The organism is Sediminimonas qiaohouensis DSM 21189, from assembly GCF_000423645.1.
GTDB lineage: Bacteria > Pseudomonadota > Alphaproteobacteria > Rhodobacterales > Rhodobacteraceae > Sediminimonas > Sediminimonas qiaohouensis.
Genome location: NZ_AUIJ01000018.1, coordinates 1 through 18,914, shown reverse-complemented (window position 1 = coordinate 18,914; position 18,914 = coordinate 1). Strand labels below are relative to the sequence as shown.

Annotated in this window: 17 protein-coding genes and 1 riboswitch; of the genes, 13 read left to right on the top strand and 4 right to left on the bottom strand. The window is 67.6% G+C overall.

Going from position 1 to position 18,914, the window contains the following annotated elements; genetic code table 11:
- The first annotated feature begins 26 nt into the window (after positions 1-26).
- A riboswitch (cobalamin riboswitch) is annotated at positions 27-251 on the top strand.
- Positions 252-372: 121 nt separating this feature from the next.
- Positions 373-636, top strand: a complete 264-nt coding sequence (locus G568_RS0113530; RefSeq protein ID WP_026758544.1) for a hypothetical protein — start codon at positions 373-375, stop codon at positions 634-636.
- Positions 637-1,121: 485 nt separating this feature from the next.
- On the opposite strand, the gene G568_RS0113525 is transcribed toward G568_RS0113530, so the two are convergent.
- Positions 1,122-1,346: a DUF1127 domain-containing protein gene (locus G568_RS0113525; protein ID WP_026758543.1), complete on the bottom strand. Its 225-nt coding sequence runs from the start codon at positions 1,344-1,346 to the stop codon at positions 1,122-1,124.
- A 242-nt stretch (positions 1,347-1,588) separates the two neighbouring features.
- Between G568_RS0113525 and G568_RS0113520 the strand changes: the two genes are divergently transcribed.
- A complete protein-coding gene (locus G568_RS0113520) occupies positions 1,589-2,665 on the top strand; it encodes an Mrp/NBP35 family ATP-binding protein (RefSeq protein WP_026758542.1) in 1,077 nt (358 codons plus the stop codon).
- A 4-nt stretch (positions 2,666-2,669) separates the two neighbouring features.
- Here the strand turns inward: G568_RS0113520 and G568_RS0113515 are convergent, their stop codons facing one another.
- On the bottom strand, positions 2,670-4,745 hold the full coding sequence (locus G568_RS0113515; protein ID WP_026758541.1) for a DEAD/DEAH box helicase: 2,076 nt from the start codon (positions 4,743-4,745) through the stop codon (positions 2,670-2,672).
- A 429-nt stretch (positions 4,746-5,174) separates the two neighbouring features.
- Entirely contained in the window at positions 5,175-5,813 is a 639-nt protein-coding gene (locus G568_RS18850) for an exopolysaccharide biosynthesis protein (RefSeq protein WP_169576962.1), read from the bottom strand.
- Between the two features lie 690 nt (positions 5,814-6,503).
- On the opposite strand from G568_RS18850, the gene mraZ reads away from it, so the two are divergent.
- From mraZ to G568_RS19715, 11 genes are all read left to right on the top strand, one after another.
- On the top strand, positions 6,504-7,007 hold the full coding sequence (gene mraZ, locus G568_RS0113505; protein WP_026758540.1) for a division/cell wall cluster transcriptional repressor MraZ: 504 nt from the start codon (positions 6,504-6,506) through the stop codon (positions 7,005-7,007).
- Between the two features lie 12 nt (positions 7,008-7,019).
- Positions 7,020-8,000, top strand: coding sequence for a 16S rRNA (cytosine(1402)-N(4))-methyltransferase RsmH (rsmH, locus tag G568_RS0113500; RefSeq protein WP_026758539.1), 981 nt, complete (start codon positions 7,020-7,022; stop codon positions 7,998-8,000).
- A 3-nt stretch (positions 8,001-8,003) separates the two neighbouring features.
- Positions 8,004-8,354: a cell division protein FtsL gene (gene ftsL, locus G568_RS0113495; RefSeq protein ID WP_026758538.1), complete on the top strand. Its 351-nt coding sequence runs from the start codon at positions 8,004-8,006 to the stop codon at positions 8,352-8,354.
- Positions 8,351-10,126, top strand: a complete 1,776-nt coding sequence (locus G568_RS0113490; protein WP_026758537.1) for a peptidoglycan D,D-transpeptidase FtsI family protein — start codon at positions 8,351-8,353, stop codon at positions 10,124-10,126. Before ftsL ends, G568_RS0113490 begins: the two co-directional genes overlap by 4 nt.
- 34 nt (positions 10,127-10,160) lie before the next feature.
- Positions 10,161-11,654 (top strand): UDP-N-acetylmuramoyl-L-alanyl-D-glutamate--2,6-diaminopimelate ligase, encoded by a 1,494-nt coding sequence (locus tag G568_RS0113485; RefSeq protein WP_026758536.1) that lies wholly within the window; start codon positions 10,161-10,163, stop codon positions 11,652-11,654.
- The gene (locus tag G568_RS0113480; protein ID WP_026758535.1) at positions 11,651-13,096 is read left to right on the top strand and encodes a UDP-N-acetylmuramoyl-tripeptide--D-alanyl-D-alanine ligase; all 1,446 of its coding nucleotides are present in this window, start codon (positions 11,651-11,653) and stop codon (positions 13,094-13,096) included. The genes G568_RS0113485 and G568_RS0113480 overlap by 4 nt, the downstream gene beginning before the upstream one ends.
- Complete coding sequence (gene mraY / locus G568_RS0113475) at positions 13,097-14,179, top strand: phospho-N-acetylmuramoyl-pentapeptide-transferase (RefSeq protein WP_026758534.1); 1,083 nt, start codon at positions 13,097-13,099, stop codon at positions 14,177-14,179. It begins immediately after the preceding gene.
- A 182-nt stretch (positions 14,180-14,361) separates the two neighbouring features.
- Positions 14,362-15,954 (top strand): histidine--tRNA ligase, encoded by a 1,593-nt coding sequence (hisS, locus tag G568_RS0113470; RefSeq protein ID WP_026758533.1) that lies wholly within the window; start codon positions 14,362-14,364, stop codon positions 15,952-15,954.
- Entirely contained in the window at positions 15,954-17,039 is a 1,086-nt protein-coding gene (locus G568_RS0113465; protein WP_026758532.1) for an ATP phosphoribosyltransferase regulatory subunit, read from the top strand. The genes hisS and G568_RS0113465 overlap by 1 nt, the downstream gene beginning before the upstream one ends.
- Positions 17,036-17,731, top strand: a complete 696-nt coding sequence (hisG, locus tag G568_RS0113460) for an ATP phosphoribosyltransferase (RefSeq protein ID WP_026758531.1) — start codon at positions 17,036-17,038, stop codon at positions 17,729-17,731. The genes G568_RS0113465 and hisG overlap by 4 nt, the downstream gene beginning before the upstream one ends.
- 27 nt (positions 17,732-17,758) lie before the next feature.
- Positions 17,759-18,316: a phosphatase PAP2 family protein gene (locus G568_RS19715; RefSeq protein ID WP_051202994.1), complete on the top strand. Its 558-nt coding sequence runs from the start codon at positions 17,759-17,761 to the stop codon at positions 18,314-18,316.
- A gap of 312 nt (positions 18,317-18,628) precedes the next feature.
- Here the strand turns inward: G568_RS19715 and G568_RS18840 are convergent.
- Positions 18,629-18,914, bottom strand: a 286-nt coding sequence (locus G568_RS18840; RefSeq protein WP_037374165.1) for a transposase, incomplete at its 5' end; no start/stop codon positions are given.

Sequence of the window (18,914 nt, the reverse complement as noted above, 5' to 3'; positions counted from 1 at the left end):
CGCCTTGCGCGGGCAGCGGGTGCGCGGCTAGGGTGATCGGGCAAGGTGCCGCAAAGGGGGCGATCCCCCGGCGCGGAGAATTGGGAAGCCGGTGAGATTCCGGCGCTGCCCCCGCAACGGTAGGGGCGGGATGCATGACGGCAGAAGCCACTGGGGCAAGGCGCGCCCCGGGAAGGCGCCGGATGCACGGGCCATCCGACCACCGGCCCACCCGCCCAAGCCCGGAAACCAGCCTTGCGCAAACGTCGAACCGCGGGGGGCGGTGGGGACGGCTTGCGTTGGGCTGGCGCCAATGGCGCGTGTCTGGCGCCGGCATTTCCCGCATCACACCCTGTGCAGCAAAGGCCACGGGGCGTGGCGGAAAGGATTAGCATGACGATCGACACCATCGCCGCACGGTTGCGCGGCACACCGGGCGCAGGGCCGCAGGCGGCGCGGGCGCAGTTCATGGCTTGGTTGATGGCGGTACCCGAGGGCGAAAGCGCCGCGCACGCGGCCGGGCAGGCCCTGTCGCGGCTTGGCCCGGTGGACGAGGAAAGCGAGGCGCTGCGCACGCTGGCCGAGTGCCTTGAACAGACGCAGCGGCAGGGCGATGTCGCCCCGGCAAGGCGGCGGCGGGCGCGCGCGGTGAACTGACGGGGCGGCACGGGTTTCGCCCGGGATGGGGCTATGGCCCCGCCCGAATAGCGCCAAAGGCGCCGGGCGAGCGCCTGCCCGTCCGGGCGGGCTGGCGCTTTGGTGGCCGGGCGCTGCCGTTGATAGGGTAGATGTGTGTGGCCGGGATAACGTGCGCTGCCAAACCGTTGCTGCGCCACCCCACGGGCAGGCGCTCGCCCGGCTTTGGGTTCGCCCGTAAACGGCGCATCGCGGCTCGCATCGAGGGCTAGGAAATGAAACCGGGGAGGGGAAAATGGAAACGGCGGCGCCCAGGGAGGAGGAGAGGGAGCCGCCGTTTCTTTTCTACGACCCAAGCCCAGGGAGGAGGAGGGGCATGCGCCGTATTCTGTGTGGCCCGAAATACGGGCCGGTATTCAACGCGGCGGCGTCAGGGAGGAGGAAGACGCCGCCGCCTTGATTTCAGGGTTCCCAGGGAGGAGGAGAGGAAACCCTGATCCGGTGCATCAGGCGCGCGGCCCGTATGCGTGTTCGTATGCCACCGAGCGGATCTGCGAGCGGGACATGCCGATGTCGCTCAACTCGCGGTTGGACAGGCTTGCCAGCTCGTTCAGCGTCTCGCGGTAGATGCGGTAGCGTGCATAGCGTTCGCCAAGGCCCTTGAGCACCTGTGCGGCGCGGTCGAAAAGGCCGTGATGGGCAGCGGTATGGATATGAGTTACGTGTGCCATCTTCGTTTCTCTTTCGTCTATATTCGTTGGCGCGGCGTTTTGCTGCGCTGTTGAGATCGAATATACGTCCTTTCTGCGGCTGCACAATGGATAGATCGGCAATGCTGCTATGCGGCAAATGCATACGAAAGGTTGACCTAAAATTTGAGCGATATACGCCGATCCTGCGCATTTTTTCGGCGGGGGTTGCCTGTGCGGGAAAACCTGCCACCAATTGCGGCGGCAACGATGGGAGAAGAGGCATGAGTGTGACGCGCAAGATGGTTGAGCAGGCCCTGCGGCACATAACGCTGCCCGGCGGGGGCGATCCTGTCTCGCGCGATATGGTGCGCGCGCTGAGCATTGAGGGGGGCGCCGAGGGGGACGTCGTGCGATTCGTTCTGGAGGCGCCCAGCGTGGACGCGGCGCGCGGAATGGAGACGCTGCGCGCCGCGGCCGAACAGGCGGTGGCGCAGATCGACGGGGTCGAGGCGGTGAGCGTGGCGTTGACGGCGCATGGCCCCGACAAGGGCACAGAGGCACCGACCATCGGGCAGCACCCGCAGCCGCAGAAGGGCCCGATCAAGCCCGAGGGCGTGGCGCGCATCCTGGCGGTCGCGTCGGGCAAGGGGGGCGTCGGCAAATCCACGGTGTCGGCCAACCTTGCGGTGGCGCTGGCGCGGCAGGGGCGGCGCGTGGGGCTGCTGGATGCCGATATCTACGGGCCGTCGCAGGCGCGCATGATGGGCGCCACGGCCCGCCCCGCCAGCCCCGATGGCCAAAGCATCATCCCACTGCGCCTGCACGGGGTGACGATGATGTCGATCGGGCTGCTGGTGGAAGAGGACAAGGCGATCGTCTGGCGCGGTCCGATGCTGATGGGCGCGTTGCAGCAGCTTATCGGGCAGGTGCAATGGGGGGAGCTGGATGATCTGATCATCGATCTGCCGCCGGGCACGGGGGATGTGCAACTGACGCTGTGCCAGAAGACCGAGCTGAGCGGCGCGCTGATCGTGTCGACGCCGCAGGACGTGGCGCTATTGGATGCGCGCAAGGCGATCGACATGTTCCGCACCCTTGGCACGCCGGTGCTGGGCCTGATCGAGAACATGTCGACCTTTCATTGCCCTCAATGCGGGGCCGAGACGCAGATATTCGGCCATGGCGGCGTCGCCGCCGAGGCGGAGCGGATGGGCGCGCCGCTATTGGCGGCGCTGCCGATTGACCTGGACACGCGCCTTGCCGGGGACGCGGGCACGCCGGTGGCGGCCGGGGATGGCGCGGTGGCCGAGGCCTATGCCGCGCTGGCGGCGCGGCTGGTGGCGGACGGCCTCGCCTGACGCGCTACTTGCGGCGCTTGGGCGCCGCGTTGGGGCCGCGCGCCGCGCGGGTGCCGGGTTTGCCGCCCTTGCCCGGTTTGCCGCGCGACCCCAGGCGGGCCGAGGCATCGGCGGCGCCCTTGCGGTACTTGGGCGCCGGTTTGGCGGCGTCGGCGGGTTTTTTATCGCTTTTCTTGTCAGCGGCCGGCGCGGCGGGCTTTGCAGCGGGTTTGCCCGCTGGCTTCCCGGCGGGGGGCTTGCCCGGTGCGCCCTTGCCCGGGGCGCCCTTGGGGGCGCGGGCCGGGGGCTTTTTGTAGGCCGAATGCACGGCCTCGTCGCGGGGCTCGGGCTTGGCCGGTTTGGGGGGCTTGGGTTTGGCGGGCGCGTCTGTTGGCGGCTTGCCCTTGGCGCGGGGTTTGCGCGGCGGGGTCTGTGCCCCATCGGCGGGGGCCTGTCCGCGATGGGGCTTTTTCGGGCCGCGGGGGGCGCGCGATGGCGCGCGCGGGGGGCGGCCGGTATCGGTGGGGGCGTCCGCGACGGTGGCGGTGACGCCATCCTCCAGCACCCCATCGGGGCCGATCGCGGACAGGAACGCGGGCAGGCGCGGCGCGGCCAACTCCACATGGGTGGCGGTGTCGCTGACGCGGATCGCGCCGATGTCGCCCTTGCTCAACCCGCCAGCGCGGCACAGCATCGGTAGCAGCCACCGCGCCTCGGCCCGGTCATTTGCGCCGATCGACAGCTTGATCCAGGCCGAAGGGCCAAAAGCGGCGCGGGTCTCCTCGCGCTTTTGCGGGCGCTCTTCGGGCATCGACAGGTCCTCGGGCGCGGAATGCTGCGCGGTAAAGAGGCGCAGGCAGGCAGCGGCGATCTGTTCGGGGGAATGCGCGGCGGTGATGCGGGCGACCATGTCTGCCTCGCCTTCAGTAACCGGCGCGGACCAGAGCGGATCGGCAAGCAAGCGGTCCTCGTCGCGGGCGCGGACCTCTTCTGCGGAGGGCGGAAGGCCCCATTCGGCGGTGATGCGGGCGGTGCGCAAGAGGCGCTCGGCCTTGCCGCGGGCGCGGGGCGGCACGATCAGCGCGCTAAGGCCCTTGTTGCCGGCGCGCCCGGTGCGCCCCGAGCGGTGCAGCAGCGTGTCGGCGTTCGAGGGCAGGTCGGCGTGGATCACCAGCTCGAGCCCGGGCAGGTCGATCCCGCGCGCGGCTACATCGGTGGCCACGCACACACGCGCGCGTCCGTCGCGCATGGCTTGCAAGGCATGGCTCCGCTCGGTTTGGGTCAGCTCGCCCGAGAGGGCCACCACGGCAAAGCCGCGATTGTGGAACCGCGCGGTCAGGCGGTTGACGGTGGCGCGGGTGTTGCAAAACACGATGGCGTTGCGGGCGTCACTGTGGCGGAGCAGGTTGATGATCGCGCCCTCGGTGCCGTCATGGGCCACGCGCAGGGCGCGGTAGGCGATATCGGCGTGCTGGCTGGCGCCGCCGGTGGTGGTGACGCGCTGCGCATCAGCACTGAGGTAGTCGCGCGACAGGGCCACGATGCCGGGCGGCACGGTGGCCGAGAACATCAGCGTGCGCCGCGTGTCGGGGGCGGCGGCGAGGATGAACTCGAGATCCTCGCGAAAGCCCAGGTCGAGCATCTCGTCGGCCTCGTCCAGCACCACGGCGCGGATCGCCGACATGTCGAGCGAGCCGCGCTTGATATGATCGACGAGGCGGCCGGGGGTGGCAACGACGACATGCGCGCCGCGATCAAGCGCGCGGCGCTCGTCGCGCATGTCCATGCCGCCGACGCAAGAGGCGATCACCGCGCCGCAATCGGCATAGAGCCACTGGAACTCGCGCCGGACCTGCAGCGCCAGCTCGCGCGTGGGGGCGATGATCAGGGCCAGCGGCGTGCCGGCGGCGGGCAGGGCGCCGCCGTCGTCAAGCAGCGTGGGCGCGATGGCCAGGCCAAAGCCCACGGTCTTGCCCGAGCCGGTTTGCGCCGAGACCAGCAGATCGGTGCCGATCAGGTCGGGGCGGGTCATCTCGGTCTGGACGGGGGTCAGGATGTCATAGCCCTGACGCGCCAGCGCCTCGGCCAGCGGTTTCATCATCGGTGTTGTCAGGGGCATATGTGTCTCGGGGCTGCGGCAGGGGGTGGCGCCGCGCGGCGTGGGGTGGCGGGCCGGGCGGCTGAGGCGAGGGGCATATACCGCGCGGGGGCGGATGTATAGGGGGGGGGATTTGCGGGGGCACCCGTCACGCCCGGCGCCGCCGGGCGGCGCCCGATCCGCCCCCCACGGGGCGGGCGCCGCCCTTGTGTTGGCTTTGTGACACCCTTCGCCCGTACCGCCCGGCCCCGCCGGGCCGCGACCGACCTCCCCCAGGAGGTCGCGTTTGGCGATGGTGTGCATAACCTGTTCGTCATCGGGGCTTTGAAGTGCCGCCGCGCACCACTGTTGCGAACGCGCCCTCCAGGTCGGTCGTGGCCCTATGTTCTGGATATGAAATTTGCCAACCGCGTCGCCCTTGCGCACAATCCATCAACCGAGCGCGAGCGCGGCGGTGCCGCCCAGTGTCAGGCCACCGGCGAGGACGATGCCGTAGCCGGCCAGCATCAGCAGCCCGTCGCGCACGAAGATGCCCAGCCCGAAGAGCGCCATCGCGGTGGCCACGATCGAGGTCAGGAACGGCACGAACTCGATCATCGGCATGAAAAAGGCGATCACGCAGCACAGCAACAGTGCGGCAAGGTTGCCGGGCCGGTCGGTGAGGAAGGTCAGGCGCTCGTTGATATAGGGGTCGAGCCGGCGCAGCAGCGGACGCAGCGCCTCGAGCCCCTGTTGCAGGCGCCCGTTCGCCAGCTGCCGCCGCAGCAGCACGCCGGGCATCCACAGGGCGGGCCGGTCCAGGATGATCTGCGCCGCGACAAGGCCGATCATTGCCGCCAGGATGGTCGGCACGGTGGGAATCGCCGATAGCGGTGAGACGATCGCCAGCGACGGCACCAGCAGCAACGCCCCGAAAGAGCGCGGGCCGAGCGCCGCGACGATGTCGGCGAGGCTGATCATGTCGGTCTTGGAACGTCCCTGGCCGAGCTGCTCGAGCTGGTCGAGCAGGCGTTCAAGGTTGTCTGTGCCGTCTGTTGAGCGGCCGATCCGTGGCTTTGGCAATGTTGGCATGGCTCCGTCCGGGCACATCCGTCCCGTCCTTGGTCGATGTGGTAAGGATATTGCCACTGGCGGGAACTGCAAGCACTCAGGTGCGCCCTCGGGAATTCGTGGGACGCGCGCGGCGCGTCGTGGGTTTGGGCGCGAATCACGCGGGTGACGCGCCGCGCTTTGTGGGAAAAGCAGCTGTTTTCCGGGGCGGCGGGAGGTGATAAGAAAGGTTGTGAGCAAGAATTCCGGGAATTCATGGGAAGAATTTTGGGGTAAGAGAATTCACTATATATTGTGCGGAGAATTCGAGTGACCGCAACCAAAGGTGTTTTCAGGGCGATTTTTGGCCTCAATATGTAGGATTACAGGGGTGTCTCGGGCATGATTTCCTAGATATAGATGCAAAAATCCATTGATTTCCATGAAATCCCATGTCATCCCTATTAACACGATGAGACGGGAATAAGGGGCACCAAACGACCCCGAACAAAAAACTCCCAAGTCAGGTTTCATACAGGCCCCGCTCTCATCGAGACGACAGATCCGGCGCGCGGGCGAGCAGACATCCCCCCAGGTGGCGCGCGCAGTCGGACACCCCCGCGAGTAGCGGGACGAGGGCGGCGGATTGGGCAGTGGCAGCAGCTCAATCCGCCGTTTCGTTTCCAAGGGGTGAAATTTGTCCAGGGGCGGAAATGGAAGGATCACGAGGCAGTGGTTCGCAGGTTCAGAGGCGAGAGCCATCACAAGGTGGACGGCAAGGGGCGGGTCTCGATTCCGGCCTCGTTTCGCCGTGTGCTGGAGGCGGGCGATCCGAACTGGACCGAGGGGCTGAGCCCCGAATTGGTGATCGTCTACGGGGATCACCGCCGCAATTACCTGGAATGCTACACGATCGATGCGATCACCGAGGTCGACGAGAAGATCGACGCCCTGCCGCGCGGGTCGATGGAGCGCAAGATGCTGCAGCGTCTGTTTCACGGCCAATCCTACCCGACCAACGTGGATGAAACCGGGCGGCTGGTGCTGCCGGCGAAGCTTCGGGCGAAGATCGGGCTGGAGGGCGAGGCGTTCTTTATCGCGGCGGGCGACACGTTCCAGATATGGAAGCCCGAGACCTACGAGTCCGAGGAGCTGTCGAAAACCGAGGACTGGCTGGACGAGCTGCCCGACGATTTCGACCCGCTGATATTCCTGGATCGCGCCAAGGGGGAGTGAGCGTTGCCCGACATGGCCCCCGACAACGGAAACCCCCCCCATGTTCCGGTTCTTTTGCGCGCGCTGTTGCGGGCGGTGGCGCCGGTGCGCGGCGTGTGGCTGGACGGCACGTTTGGCGCCGGGGGATACACGCGCGGGCTGCTTGATGCGGGGGCGGACAAGGTGATCGCGGTGGACCGCGACCCGCTGGCCTTCGAGATGGCGCAGGACTGGATCGGCGAGTACGAGGGCCGGATCGAGCCCGTCGAGGGCGTGTTTTCCAAGATGGACGAGTATGCGCAGGATCTGGATGGCGTGGTTCTGGATCTTGGCGTGTCGTCGATGCAACTGGACCGGGCCGAGCGGGGGTTTTCCTTTGGCAAGGACGGACCGTTGGACATGCGGATGAGCCAGAGTGGTCGCAGCGCCGCCGACCTGGTGGCAGAGCTGAGTGAGGCGGAGTTGGCCGAGATCCTGTATTTGTACGGCGAAGAGCGCGCCAGCCGCCGGATCGCGCGGGCCATCGTGCGGGCACGGGCCGAGGCGCCGATCACCACGACGATGCAGTTGTCGGCGATCATCGAGAAGTGCCTGCCCCGGCAGCGCCCCGGCCAATCGCACCCCGCAACCCGCAGTTTCCAGGCGCTGCGGATCGCGGTGAACGACGAATACGCGGAATTGCTGGCCGGGCTGGAAGCGGCGGAGCGCGCCTTGCGCCCCGGCGGGCAGCTGGCGGTGGTCACGTTCCATTCGGTCGAGGACCGGATGGTCAAGCGGTTCTTGCAAGCGCGCAGCGACAGCGGCGGCGGCGGCAGCCGCCACGCGCCCGACCGGCCCGAGCGCGAGCCGCAGTTCACGCAGCCCACGCGCAAGGCGATCGGCCCCGACGCGGACGAGATCGCCGAGAACCCGCGCGCCCGCAGTGCCCGGCTGCGCGTGGCGGTGCGCACCGAAGCCCCGCCGGGGCAAAGCGATGCGCGCGCGATGGGAATGCCGATGCTGAGGGGGAGCTGAGATATGCGCGGTGTGATCTATGTATTGACCACCCTTGCGGTGATCGGGTTGGCCTTTTGGGCCTATCATGAGAATTACAAGACACAGCTTGCGATCAAGCAAAGCGAGACGTTGCAGCGCCAGATCGGGCAGGCACGGGCGCGTTTGGCAGTGCTGCGCGGCGAGTGGGCCTATCTGAACCGGCCCGACCGCCTGCGCGAGTTGGCCGAGCTGAACTATGACCGGCTGGGTTTGTTGCCGCTGGCGCCCGAGCAATTCGGCAAGGTGGATCAGGTGCCATACCCCTCGCAAAAGGCGTTGCGCCTGCCCGTGGGGCAGCCGGTAGACGTGATGGCGACGGAGGACCGGCCATGATCCGCACACCGCTAAGGCCGCTGGCGCGTATCCTGGATGCGCGGCGCAAGGGCGAGAACCCCGACGCGATTGAGCGCGAAAACATGCACAGGCGCCACGAGGAAATGCGCGGGCGGGCCCGTGTGCAGGCCGAGGGGCGGCTGTTGATCCTTGGGGCGACGTTTTTGATGGTGTTCGTGCTGGTGGGCGGGCGCATGGCGCTGATCGCCGGGTCCGAGCCGAGCGAGCCGCGCGCCAGTGCCGCCGGGGCAAGCATTCGGGCGCAGCGGGCCGATATCCTTGACAGGCGAGGGCGTATCCTGGCCACCAACATGGAGACCTATTCGCTATATGCGCAGCCGCCGCAGATGATCGACCCGGGGCACGCGGCGGATAGACTGGCCGCGATATTCCCGGACCTGGAGCGCGAGGCGCTGATCGAAAAGTTCACCGGCAAGCGCAAGTTCCTGTGGATAAAGCGAAAAATAAGTCCCGAGCAGCGGCAGGCGGTGCATGATATCGGCGATCCCGGTTTGCTGTTCGGTCCGCGCGAGATGCGCCTTTATCCCAATGGCGCGCTGGCGTCGCACGTGCTGGGCGGCGCGCGGTTCGGGCGCGAGGGGGTGCATGCCGCCGAGGTGGTCGGTGTGGCCGGTGTCGAGAAGAAGCTGGACAGCATGATGCGCGACCCGGCGCGCGGCGGCGAGCCGGTGCGCCTGTCGCTGGACCTGACGGTGCAGGCGGCGGTGGAGCGGGTCCTGGCGGGGGGCATGACCCTGATGAACGCCAAGGGCGCGTCGGCGGTGGTGATGGATGTGCAGACGGGCGAGCTGGTTTCGATCGCGTCGCTGCCCGATTTCGACCCCAACGACCGACCGGGTGTGTCCGGCGGTGCCGACAGCCCGCTGTTCAACCGCGCGGTTCAGGGGGTTTACGAGCTTGGCTCGACTTTCAAGATCTTCGCGGTGGCGCAGGCGATGGATTTGGGCCTGATCACGCCCGAGAGCATGATCGACACCAAGGGGCCGCTGAAATGGGGCAAGTTCCTGATTCGCGATTTCCACGATTACGGAGCCGAGATGACGACCAGCGAGGTGATCGTCAAATCGTCGAATATCGGCGCGGCGCGCATCGCGCAGCAGATCGGGGTAGAGCGGCAGCAGGCGTTCCTGCGCGATCTGGGGCTGCTTGATCCCGTGCCTTTGGAGATCATCGAGGCGGGCGGCAGCCAGCCGCTGTTGCCGCATCGTTGGTCCGAGCTGTCGGCGATGACGATTTCCTATGGTCACGGCCTGTCGGTGTCGCCGCTGCACCTGGCCACGGCCTATAGCATCATCGCCAATGGTGGGCGCCAGGTGCGTCCGACGCTGCTGCCGCATCAGGGTGGGCCGGGGGGCAAGCGCGTTATGTCGCGCGAAACCTCGGCCGCCGCGCGCCGGATGCTGCGCCGAGTGGTGACCGATGGCACCGCCAGCTTTGGCGAGGTGTCCGGCTATGCGGTGGGGGGTAAGACCGGCACCGCCGACAAGCCCGATCCGCAGGGCGGTTATTACGAGGACAAGACGATCACCACCTTCGCCAGCATGTTCCCCGCCGACAAGCCGCAATACGTGCTGGTGGTGATGCTGGACGAGCCGGTCGAGACTACGGGCCCCGAGCCGCGCCGCACGGCGGGGTGGACGGCGGTGCCGGTCGCGGCCGAGATCATCCGCCGCATTGCGCCGCTTCTGGGGGTGCGTCCCGAGATTGAACCGGCGCCGTTGGCTGATATAACGCTGACATCTTCCAACTAGGTTGGGTCATGAAAGCGCGCGCGGGGGACGACAGGTGGGGCAGGCAACATCACTGAGGGATCTGGGCCTGACAGCCCGCGGGGGCCGCGAGGCCGAAATCGCAGGCCTGTCGGTGGACAGCCGAGAGGTGCGCGCGGGCCATCTGTTTGCCGCGCTGCCGGGCGTTCACGTGCACGGGGGCAAGTTCATCGAGGCGGCGCTTGAGGCGGGCGCGGCGGCGATTCTGACCGATGCCGAGGGCGCGCGCCTCGCGGCGGATGCGCTGGACGCGTCATCGGCGGCGCTGATCGTGGCGGAAGATCCGCGGCAGGTGCTGGCCTATACCTGCGCGCTGTGGTTTGGGCAGCAGCCCGCCTGCATGGTGGCGGTGACCGGCACCAACGGCAAGACCAGCGTCGCCAGCTTTGCCCGCCAGATATGGGAGGAGATGGGCAAACACGCCGTCAACCTGGGCACCACCGGGGTCGAGGGCGCCTACGAGGCGCCGCTGGCGCATACCACGCCCGAGCCGATCACCCTGCACCGGGTGCTGCGCGAGTGCGCGCGCGCCGGTGTCACCCACGCCGCGATGGAGGCGTCGAGCCATGGGCTTGCGCAGCGGCGGTTGGATGGGGTGCACCTGTGCGCGGCGGCGTTCAGCAACTTCACGCAGGACCATCTGGATTATCACAGCAGCTTTGAGGAGTATTTCAAGGCCAAGGCGGGACTGTTCACGCGGGTGTTGCCGCAGGACGGGGTGGCGGTGATCAACACCGACGATCCGCGCGGCGACGAGATGGCCGAGATCGCCGGGATGCGCGCGCGCAGCGTGATCCGGGTGGGGCGCGCAGGCGATGCCGATCTGCGCATCACCGGCCAGCGGTTCGATGCGACGGGGCAGGATCTGCGGCTGGAATGGGCCGGGCGGGCCAGCCAGGTGCGCCTGCCGCTGATCGGGGGGTTCCAGGCGGAAAACGCGGTGCTGGCGGCGGGACTGGTCATTGCGTGTGGCGGCGACCCCGACCGCGTGATCGAGACATTGCCGCATCTTGGCACCGTGCGCGGGCGCATGCAACTGGCCGCGACGCGGGTCAACGGATCGGCGGTGTTCGTGGATTACGCCCACACGCCCGGTGCGGTGGCGACGGCGTTGCAGGCGCTGCGCCCGCACGTGATGGGGCGGCTTATCGCCATCGTGGGGGCCGGGGGCGACCGGGATACCACCAAGCGCCCGCTGATGGGGCGCGCGGCGGCGGAACATGCCGATGCGGTGATCGTGACCGACGACAACCCGCGCAGCGAGGAGCCCGGCACGATCCGCCGCGCGGTTCTGGACGGGGCGCGGGGCACCGGCGCGCATGCGCTGGAGGTGGCCGACCGCGCCGAGGCGATCCTGCGCGGGGTTGATATGCTTGGACCCGGTGACGCGCTACTGGTCGCGGGCAAGGGGCATGAGACCGGGCAGGTCGTCGGCGACACGGTATTTCCCTTCGATGATGTGGAGCAGGCCAGCGTCGCGGTTTCGGCGCTGGATGAGGGGATGGCATGACGCTGTGGACGGCAAGCGATACGGCGCAGGCCACCGGCGGGCAGGCCCGGGGCGCATGGGCGGCGACGGGCGTGTCGATCGACACCCGCAGCATTCAGCCCGGCGATCTGTTCGTGGCGCTGAGCGCGGCGCGCGACGGGCATGATTTCGTGGCGCAGGCCCTGCAAAAGGGCGCCGCTGCCGCCATGGTCAGCCGCCGCCCCGAAGGCGTGGCCGAGGATGCGCCGCTATTGATCGTCGAGGACGTTCAGCGCGCGCTTGAGGATCTGGGCCGCGCCGGGCGGGCGCGCAGCGCGGCGCGGGTGATCGCGGTGACCGGATCGGTCGGCAAGACATCGACCAAGGAAATGCTGCGCACGGTTCTGGCCGGGCAGGGGCGCACCCATGCCGCCGAGGCCAGCTATAACAACCACTGGGGCGTGCCGCTGACGCTGGCGCGATTGCCGAAGGACGCGGATTTTGCCGTGATCGAGATCGGCATGAACCACCCCGGCGAGATCGCGCCGCTGTCGCGCATGACGCGCCCGCATGTGGCGATGATCACGTGCGTCGCCGCCGCGCACCTTGAGGCATTCGGCGGCATCGACGATATCGCGCGCGAGAAGGCGGCGATCCTCAAAGGGCTGGAACCGGGCGGCGTGGCCGTGATCAACGGCGATCAGGACGTGACGCCGATCCTTGAGCAGGCGGCGCAGGCCGCAGGCGCGCGCATCCGGCGCTTTGGCGAGCAGGCCGGCAACGATTTCGCGCTGAGTGGTGTCACGCTGGGCGACAACGTCACCGTGGCGCAGGGGCGCGCGGGCGAGGCGGAGCTGCTGTTCAAGGTGAGGACGCCGGGGCGGCATTTCGCCGTCAACGCCATTGGGGTGCTGGCGGTGGTCGAGGCTTTGGGCTTGGACATCGGGCTGGCGATTACCGATCTGGGGGCATGGCGCGCGCCCGGCGGGCGTGGCGCGCGCGAGCGGATCGCGCTGGACCCCGCGCATGAGGATCTGACGCTGGACCTGATCGATGACGCGTTCAACGCCAATCCCGCTTCGATGGCGGCGGCGCTGGAGGTTCTGGCGGCGGCGGCCCCGCGCGACAACACCGGGCGGGTCTCGCGGGGGCGACGGATTGCCGTTTTGGGTGATATGCTGGAGCTGGGCGAGGACGAGGCGCGCCTGCATGCCGATCTGGCGGCGCTGCCAGAGATGGCGGCGCTGGACCGGGTGCATTGCGTCGGCTCGCGCATGGGGGCGCTGTGGCGCGCCCTTCCGGCCGAGCAGCGCGGCGAGTGGACCGCCGAGGCCGAGACGATGGCGGCGCGGGCGCATCACCTGATCGATGCGGGCGACGTGGTGTTGGTCAAGGGGTCCAAGGGCAGCCGCGTGAGCCTTGTCGTTGACGCGATCAGAAAACTGGGCCATGGCACCCGTCACTCAGACAAGGAAGCGAACTAGATGCTGTTTTGGTTGACCGAGCTTTCGGATGGCGGGGATGTCTTCAACCTGTTCCGCTATATCACGTTCCGTGCCGGCGGCGCGTTCATGACGGCGCTGGTGTTCGGCTTTATCTTTGGCCTGCCCCTGATCGGGGTGCTGCGCAAGCGGCAGGGCAAGGGGCAGCCGATCCGCGGCGACGGGCCCGAGGGGCATTTCACCAAGGCGGGCACGCCGACGATGGGCGGTCTGTTGATCGTGGGGGCGCTGCTGTTTTCGACGCTGTTATGGGCGCGGCTGGACAATGCTTATGTCTGGCTGGTGCTGTTTGTGACCGTGGCCTTTGGCGCGATCGGGTTCGCCGATGATTACGCCAAGGTATCGAGCAACAACGTCGCCGGGGTGCCGGGGCGGGTGCGGTTCGGTCTGGGCCTGATCATTGCGGCGGTGGCGGGATACTGGGCTGCGCAATACCACCCTGTCGAGCTGCAGTCGCAACTGGCGTTGCCGGTGTTCAAGAACACGCTGATCAACCTTGGCATTTTCTTCGTTCCGTTCTCGATGATCGTGATCGTGGGATCAGCCAACGCCGTGAACCTGACCGATGGCCTGGACGGGTTGGCAATCATGCCGGTGATGATCGCCAGTGCCACGCTGGGCGTGATCGCCTACGCGGTCGGGCGCGTCGATTTCACCGAGTATTTGGATGTGCATTACGTGCCCGGCACCGGCGAGTTGCTGATTTTCGTGGCCGGCCTGATCGGCGGGGGGTTGGGGTTCCTGTGGTACAACGCGCCGCCAGCGGCGGTGTTCATGGGCGACACCGGATCGCTGGCGCTGGGCGGTGCATTGGGCGCGATCGCGGTGGCCACCAAGCACGAGATCGTGCTGGCGATCGTTGGCGGGCTGTTCGTGGTCGAGGCGCTGAGCGTGATCATCCAGGTGATCTATTTCAAGCGCACCGGTAAGCGCGTGTTCCTGATGGCGCCGATCCATCACCACTACGAGAAGAAGGGATGGGCGGAATCGACCATCGTGATCCGGTTCTGGATCATCGCGCTGATCCTGGCGATGATCGGGCTGGCGACGCTGAAGGTGCGGTAGGTATGGCGGTTTAGGGGCACCGCGACCGGCGGCACGCCAGGCAGCCCCCATGGGCGGGGGCTGCCCTTGGTAGTGGGCGCAGTTTTGCAAGCCTCGCGCGCGCGGTGGCGATTGGCTGTCTTGCCCCCGCACCCCGCTTCCGGTAGAGGCTGGCGCAAGTTTACCGGCAAGGACCAGCAGCGATGGCCAAGCAGAAAAAAGCCCCCCGTCCCAAGGCGGAAACGCCCAAGGGATTCCGCGACTATTTCGGCACGCAAGTGACCGAGCGCGAGCAGATGCTGCGCAAGATCGCGGGGGTTTACCATCGCTACGGGTTTGACGCGCTGGAAAGCAGCGCCGTCGAGACGGTCGAGGCATTGGGCAAGTACCTTCCCGACGTGGACCGCCCCAACGAGGGGGTGTTCGCGTGGCAGGAAGACGACGAGGACGGCAAGGGCGATTGGCTGGCGCTGCGCTATGACCTGACGGCGCCGCTGGCTCGGGTCTATGCCCAGCACCGCCACGATCTGCCCACGCCCTATCGCCGCTATGCCATGGGCCCCGTTTGGCGCAACGAAAAGCCGGGGCCGGGGCGCTACCGGCAGTTCTACCAGTGCGACGCGGATACGGTGGGCAGCGCCAACATGGCCGCCGACGCCGAGATCTGCGCGATGCTGGCCGACACACTGGAAGAGGTGGGCATCCCGCGCGGCGATTACATCATCCGGGTGAACAACCGGAAGGTGCTGAATGGGGTGTTGGAGGTTGCAGGGCTACTTGATTTGTCTGACGAGGAGCGTTTCGCCCATGAGCGCGGGATTGTTCTTCGTGCGATAGACAAGCTGGACCGGCTGGGACTGGACGGAGTGCGCGCCCTACTTGGAGAAGGACGAAAAGACGACAGCGGCGATTTCACGAAGGGTGCGGGGCTTACTTCGTTTCAAGCGGACAAGGTTATGGCCTTCGTCAAAGCGAACGAGGTGGTCGATAACGCAATTGCGAATGCAAATGCTGGCAAATCGGCTTCGTCGAGCGGCGGCCGTGACAAAGGTGCCATTCTTTGTGAGTTTCTGCGCGAGATCGTTGATTGGTCGAATGTTGGTCGCGAAGGCGTCGCCGAACTAGAACAGATCGCCGGCCTCCTCTCCGCCCAAGGCTACGGCCCCGACCGCATCGTCATCGACCCCTCGGTAGTGCGCGGCCTCGGTTACTACACCGGGCCGGTTTACGAGGCGGAGCTGACCTTTGACATTCTCGACGACAAGGGCCGCAAGCGGCAGTTCGGCTCGGTCGCGGGCGGCGGGCGCTACGACGATCTGGTTAAACGGTTCACCGGGCAGGCGGTGCCGGCGACGGGGATCAGCATCGGGGTGGATCGCCTGCTGGCCGCGCTGCGCGAGAAGGGGCGCATTGGCTCGGTTGCCGACGGGCCGGTCGTCGTCACCGTGATGGACCGGGACCGCATGGCCGATTATCAGCGAATGGTGGCCGAGCTGCGCGGCGCAGGCATCCGCGCCGAGGTGTACCTGGGCAATCCCAAGAACTTTGGCAACCAGCTCAAGTATGCCGACAGGCGCGGCGCGCCGGTTGCGGTGATCGAGGGCGGCGATGAAAAGGCGGCGGGCGTGGTGCAGGTCAAGGACCTGATCCTTGGGTCGCAGATCGCGCAGACCGCGACGCTGGAGGAATGGAAGGACCGGCCCAGCCAGTTCGAGGTGCCGCGCGATGATCTGGTTGCCAAGGTGCGCGAGATCCTGGCCGCGCATGGCCGCGATACCGGTGCGGAGGCGCCCTGATGCCGACGATCGCGGCGACACGCGCCAAGGCGGCGCATCTGCGCGCGCAGTTCGAGGCGGCGGGCGCGGTGCCGGTGGAAACGCCGGTGTTGCAGCCGGCGGCGGCGCTGCTGGACCTCTATGGCGAAGATATCCGCGGGCGGGCCTATGTCACCAGTGACGCGCTGAGGGGGGAGCAGATGCTGCGCCCCGATTTCACGGTGCCGGTGGTGCAGATGCACATGGAGCACGGCGCAACGCCGGCGCGCTATACCTATGCCGGCGCGGTGTTCCGCCGGCAAGAGGACGACCCGGACCGGCCCAATGAATACTGGCAGGCCGGCTACGAGGTGTTCGACGGGCAAGACCCGGCCGCCGCCGATGCCGAGGTGTTCTGCCTGATGCGCGATGCGCTGCAGGGGCTGAACCTGCGGGCGGCGACGGGCGATATCGGGCTGCTGATGGCGGCCGTTGCGGGCCTGCGCACGACCGCGCCGCGCAAGGCGGCGCTGGCGCGTCACATCTGGCGGCCGCGCCGGTTTAGGGCGCTGCTGGACCGGTTCTCGGGGCGCACGCCGATGCCCGCCTCGCGCCGCGCGCTGCTGGCGGCGGACGACCCGATGCACGGCGCGCCGCCGCTGTTGGGCCTGCGCAGCCGGGCCGAGATCGAGGCGCGCATCGCCGCCCTGCGCGAGGATGCCGCCGCCGCTCCGATCAGCGCCGAAGAGGTGGCCCTGATCGACGCGATTCTCGAGGTTCGCGAGACCGCGCCGAACGCGCTGGAGCATCTGCGCGATATCGCGGTGGACCTGCCCGCGATCGAGCGCGCGGTCGAGCGGCTGCGCACGCGGATGGGGGCGCTGGCGGCGCGGGGTGTGGATGTGGATGCGTTGGATTTCGAGGCCAGCTATGGCCGCGCCTCGATGGAGTATTACGACGGGTTCGTATTCGGCTTCTACGCCGAGGGGCGGCCCGATCTGCCGCCGGTCGCATCGGGGGGGCGTTATGACGCGCTGACCCGTGTGCTGGGCCGCGGCGCCGAGATCCCTGCCGTGGGCGGGGTCATCCGGCCGGGCCTGATGCTGGAACTGGAGGGCGCGCGATGACGGTCAAGCTGGGCGTGCCGTCCAAGGGGCGGCTGATGGAAAAGACGTTCCAGTGGTTCGGCGCGCGGGGCATCGGCCTGAGCCGGGCGGGATCGGACCGCGAATATGCCGGGGCGGTTGACGGGATCGACGGCGTCGAGCTGGTGCTGCTGTCGGCGGGGGAGATCCCGCGCGAACTGGAGGCCGGGCGCATCCACCTGGGCGTGACCGGCACCGACCTGGTGCGCGAAAAGCTGGCCCGCTGGGAACAGAGCGTCGCAGAGGTGACCGAGATGGGGTTCGGGCAGGCGGACCTGATCATCGCGGTGCCGGGGGCCTGGGTGGACGTGAACACGCTGGACGATCTGGACGCGGCGGCGGCGGCGTTCCGGGCTAGACACGGCTTTCGTCTGCGAATCGCGACCAAGTATCACCGATTGGTGCGGGATTTCCTGCGCAGTCATGGCGTGGCCGATTATCAACTGGTCGATAGCCAGGGCGCGACCGAGGGCACCATCCGCAACGAGACCGCCGAGGCGGTGGCCGACATCACCTCGACCGGCGAGACGCTGCGCGCCAATCACCTCAAGCTGTTGGAGGATGGGTTGATCCTGCGCTCGCAGGCGACGCTGTTCCGCGCCCGCCGGGCGCCCGCCGAGGACGGCGAGCGCGCCACGCTGGCGGCGCTGTTGAACAAACTGGGCGTGGATTGATCCGCGACGGGAACGGGGAGGACGCAGATGAAACGCATTGCCGGTCTTGTCACCCTGCGCCACAAGGTGATCGCCGTGGTGTTGGTGCTGGCGGGCGTTCTGGCGCTGACCGAGCGCGAGGTTGAGCGCTATGGCGACAACCTGCAGATCGCGCTGCCGCTGCTGGCGCTGTCGTGCGAGGCGGTGAACGGGCGCGGGCTGGAGTATCTCGGGCGCTACGCGATCATGTTCACGGGCCTGCATGGCACCAAGTACGCCATGGGCGAGACAGAGCTGAACACCCGCCCGCGTGGCGGATACAAGGGCTTTCCGTCGGGGCACACCGCGACGGCCAGTTTCGGCGCCGCGACGCTGGTGCAGCGCTGTGTCACCGGCAGCCCCGCGGTGCAGGCGGGCGTGATCCTGGCGGCGGCGCTGACGGGCACGTCGCGGGTGGATGCCGGGGCGCATACGACGTTGCAGGTGGTAGCCGGGGCGATCTGGGGTTTGCTGTGCTCGATGGCGTTCCACGACACGCGCCGCCCGCGCAGGTGGCTAGGCCATATCGCGGCGTTCTGGCGTCGGTTGCGCGGGCAGCGGCGCTAATTTTTCCCTCCTTGAAACGGTGACACGTGTGGCGTGAATGGCGCATGCGCGCGGGGTGTGCGAAAAACAGACATTAAAAATGGAATATTTGCTATGGATCAAAGTGGTGTGTTAACCAATACGGATATTGGTTTCATATGCGATCGACGCGTGGTGCGTGATCTGCTTTGTAGAAAAGGGAATGAGTATGTCTTCGATAATCCTTAAGACTGTGTTGAACACAACGTCGGCGATCGCGATCGGCGCTGCATTGTCCCTCGGCGCGGGGAGCATTTTCTCGGGAGCTATGCCCGAAAGTTGGTGACGGCGTGATCAGGCGGCGGCTTGAAGTTGCTTGATCCCGTCCTTGAAGGCAATCCCCTGGACGATTTCCGGCAGCCGATTGGCACCGTCGAGTTTTCGCCATTTCGCCTGGGCTGACATCATCAGCCTGAAGGCCATGGCGAGGCCGGTTTTCCGGCTCAGGCAGCCCTTGGTCTTGCCGGTCCGGTGGCGGACGGTGGCGAAGGTGCTCTCGATCGGATTTGATGTGCGGATGTGCTTCCAGTGCTCGGCCGGGAAGTCGTAAAAACTGAGCAGCACTTCGCGGTCCTTGACC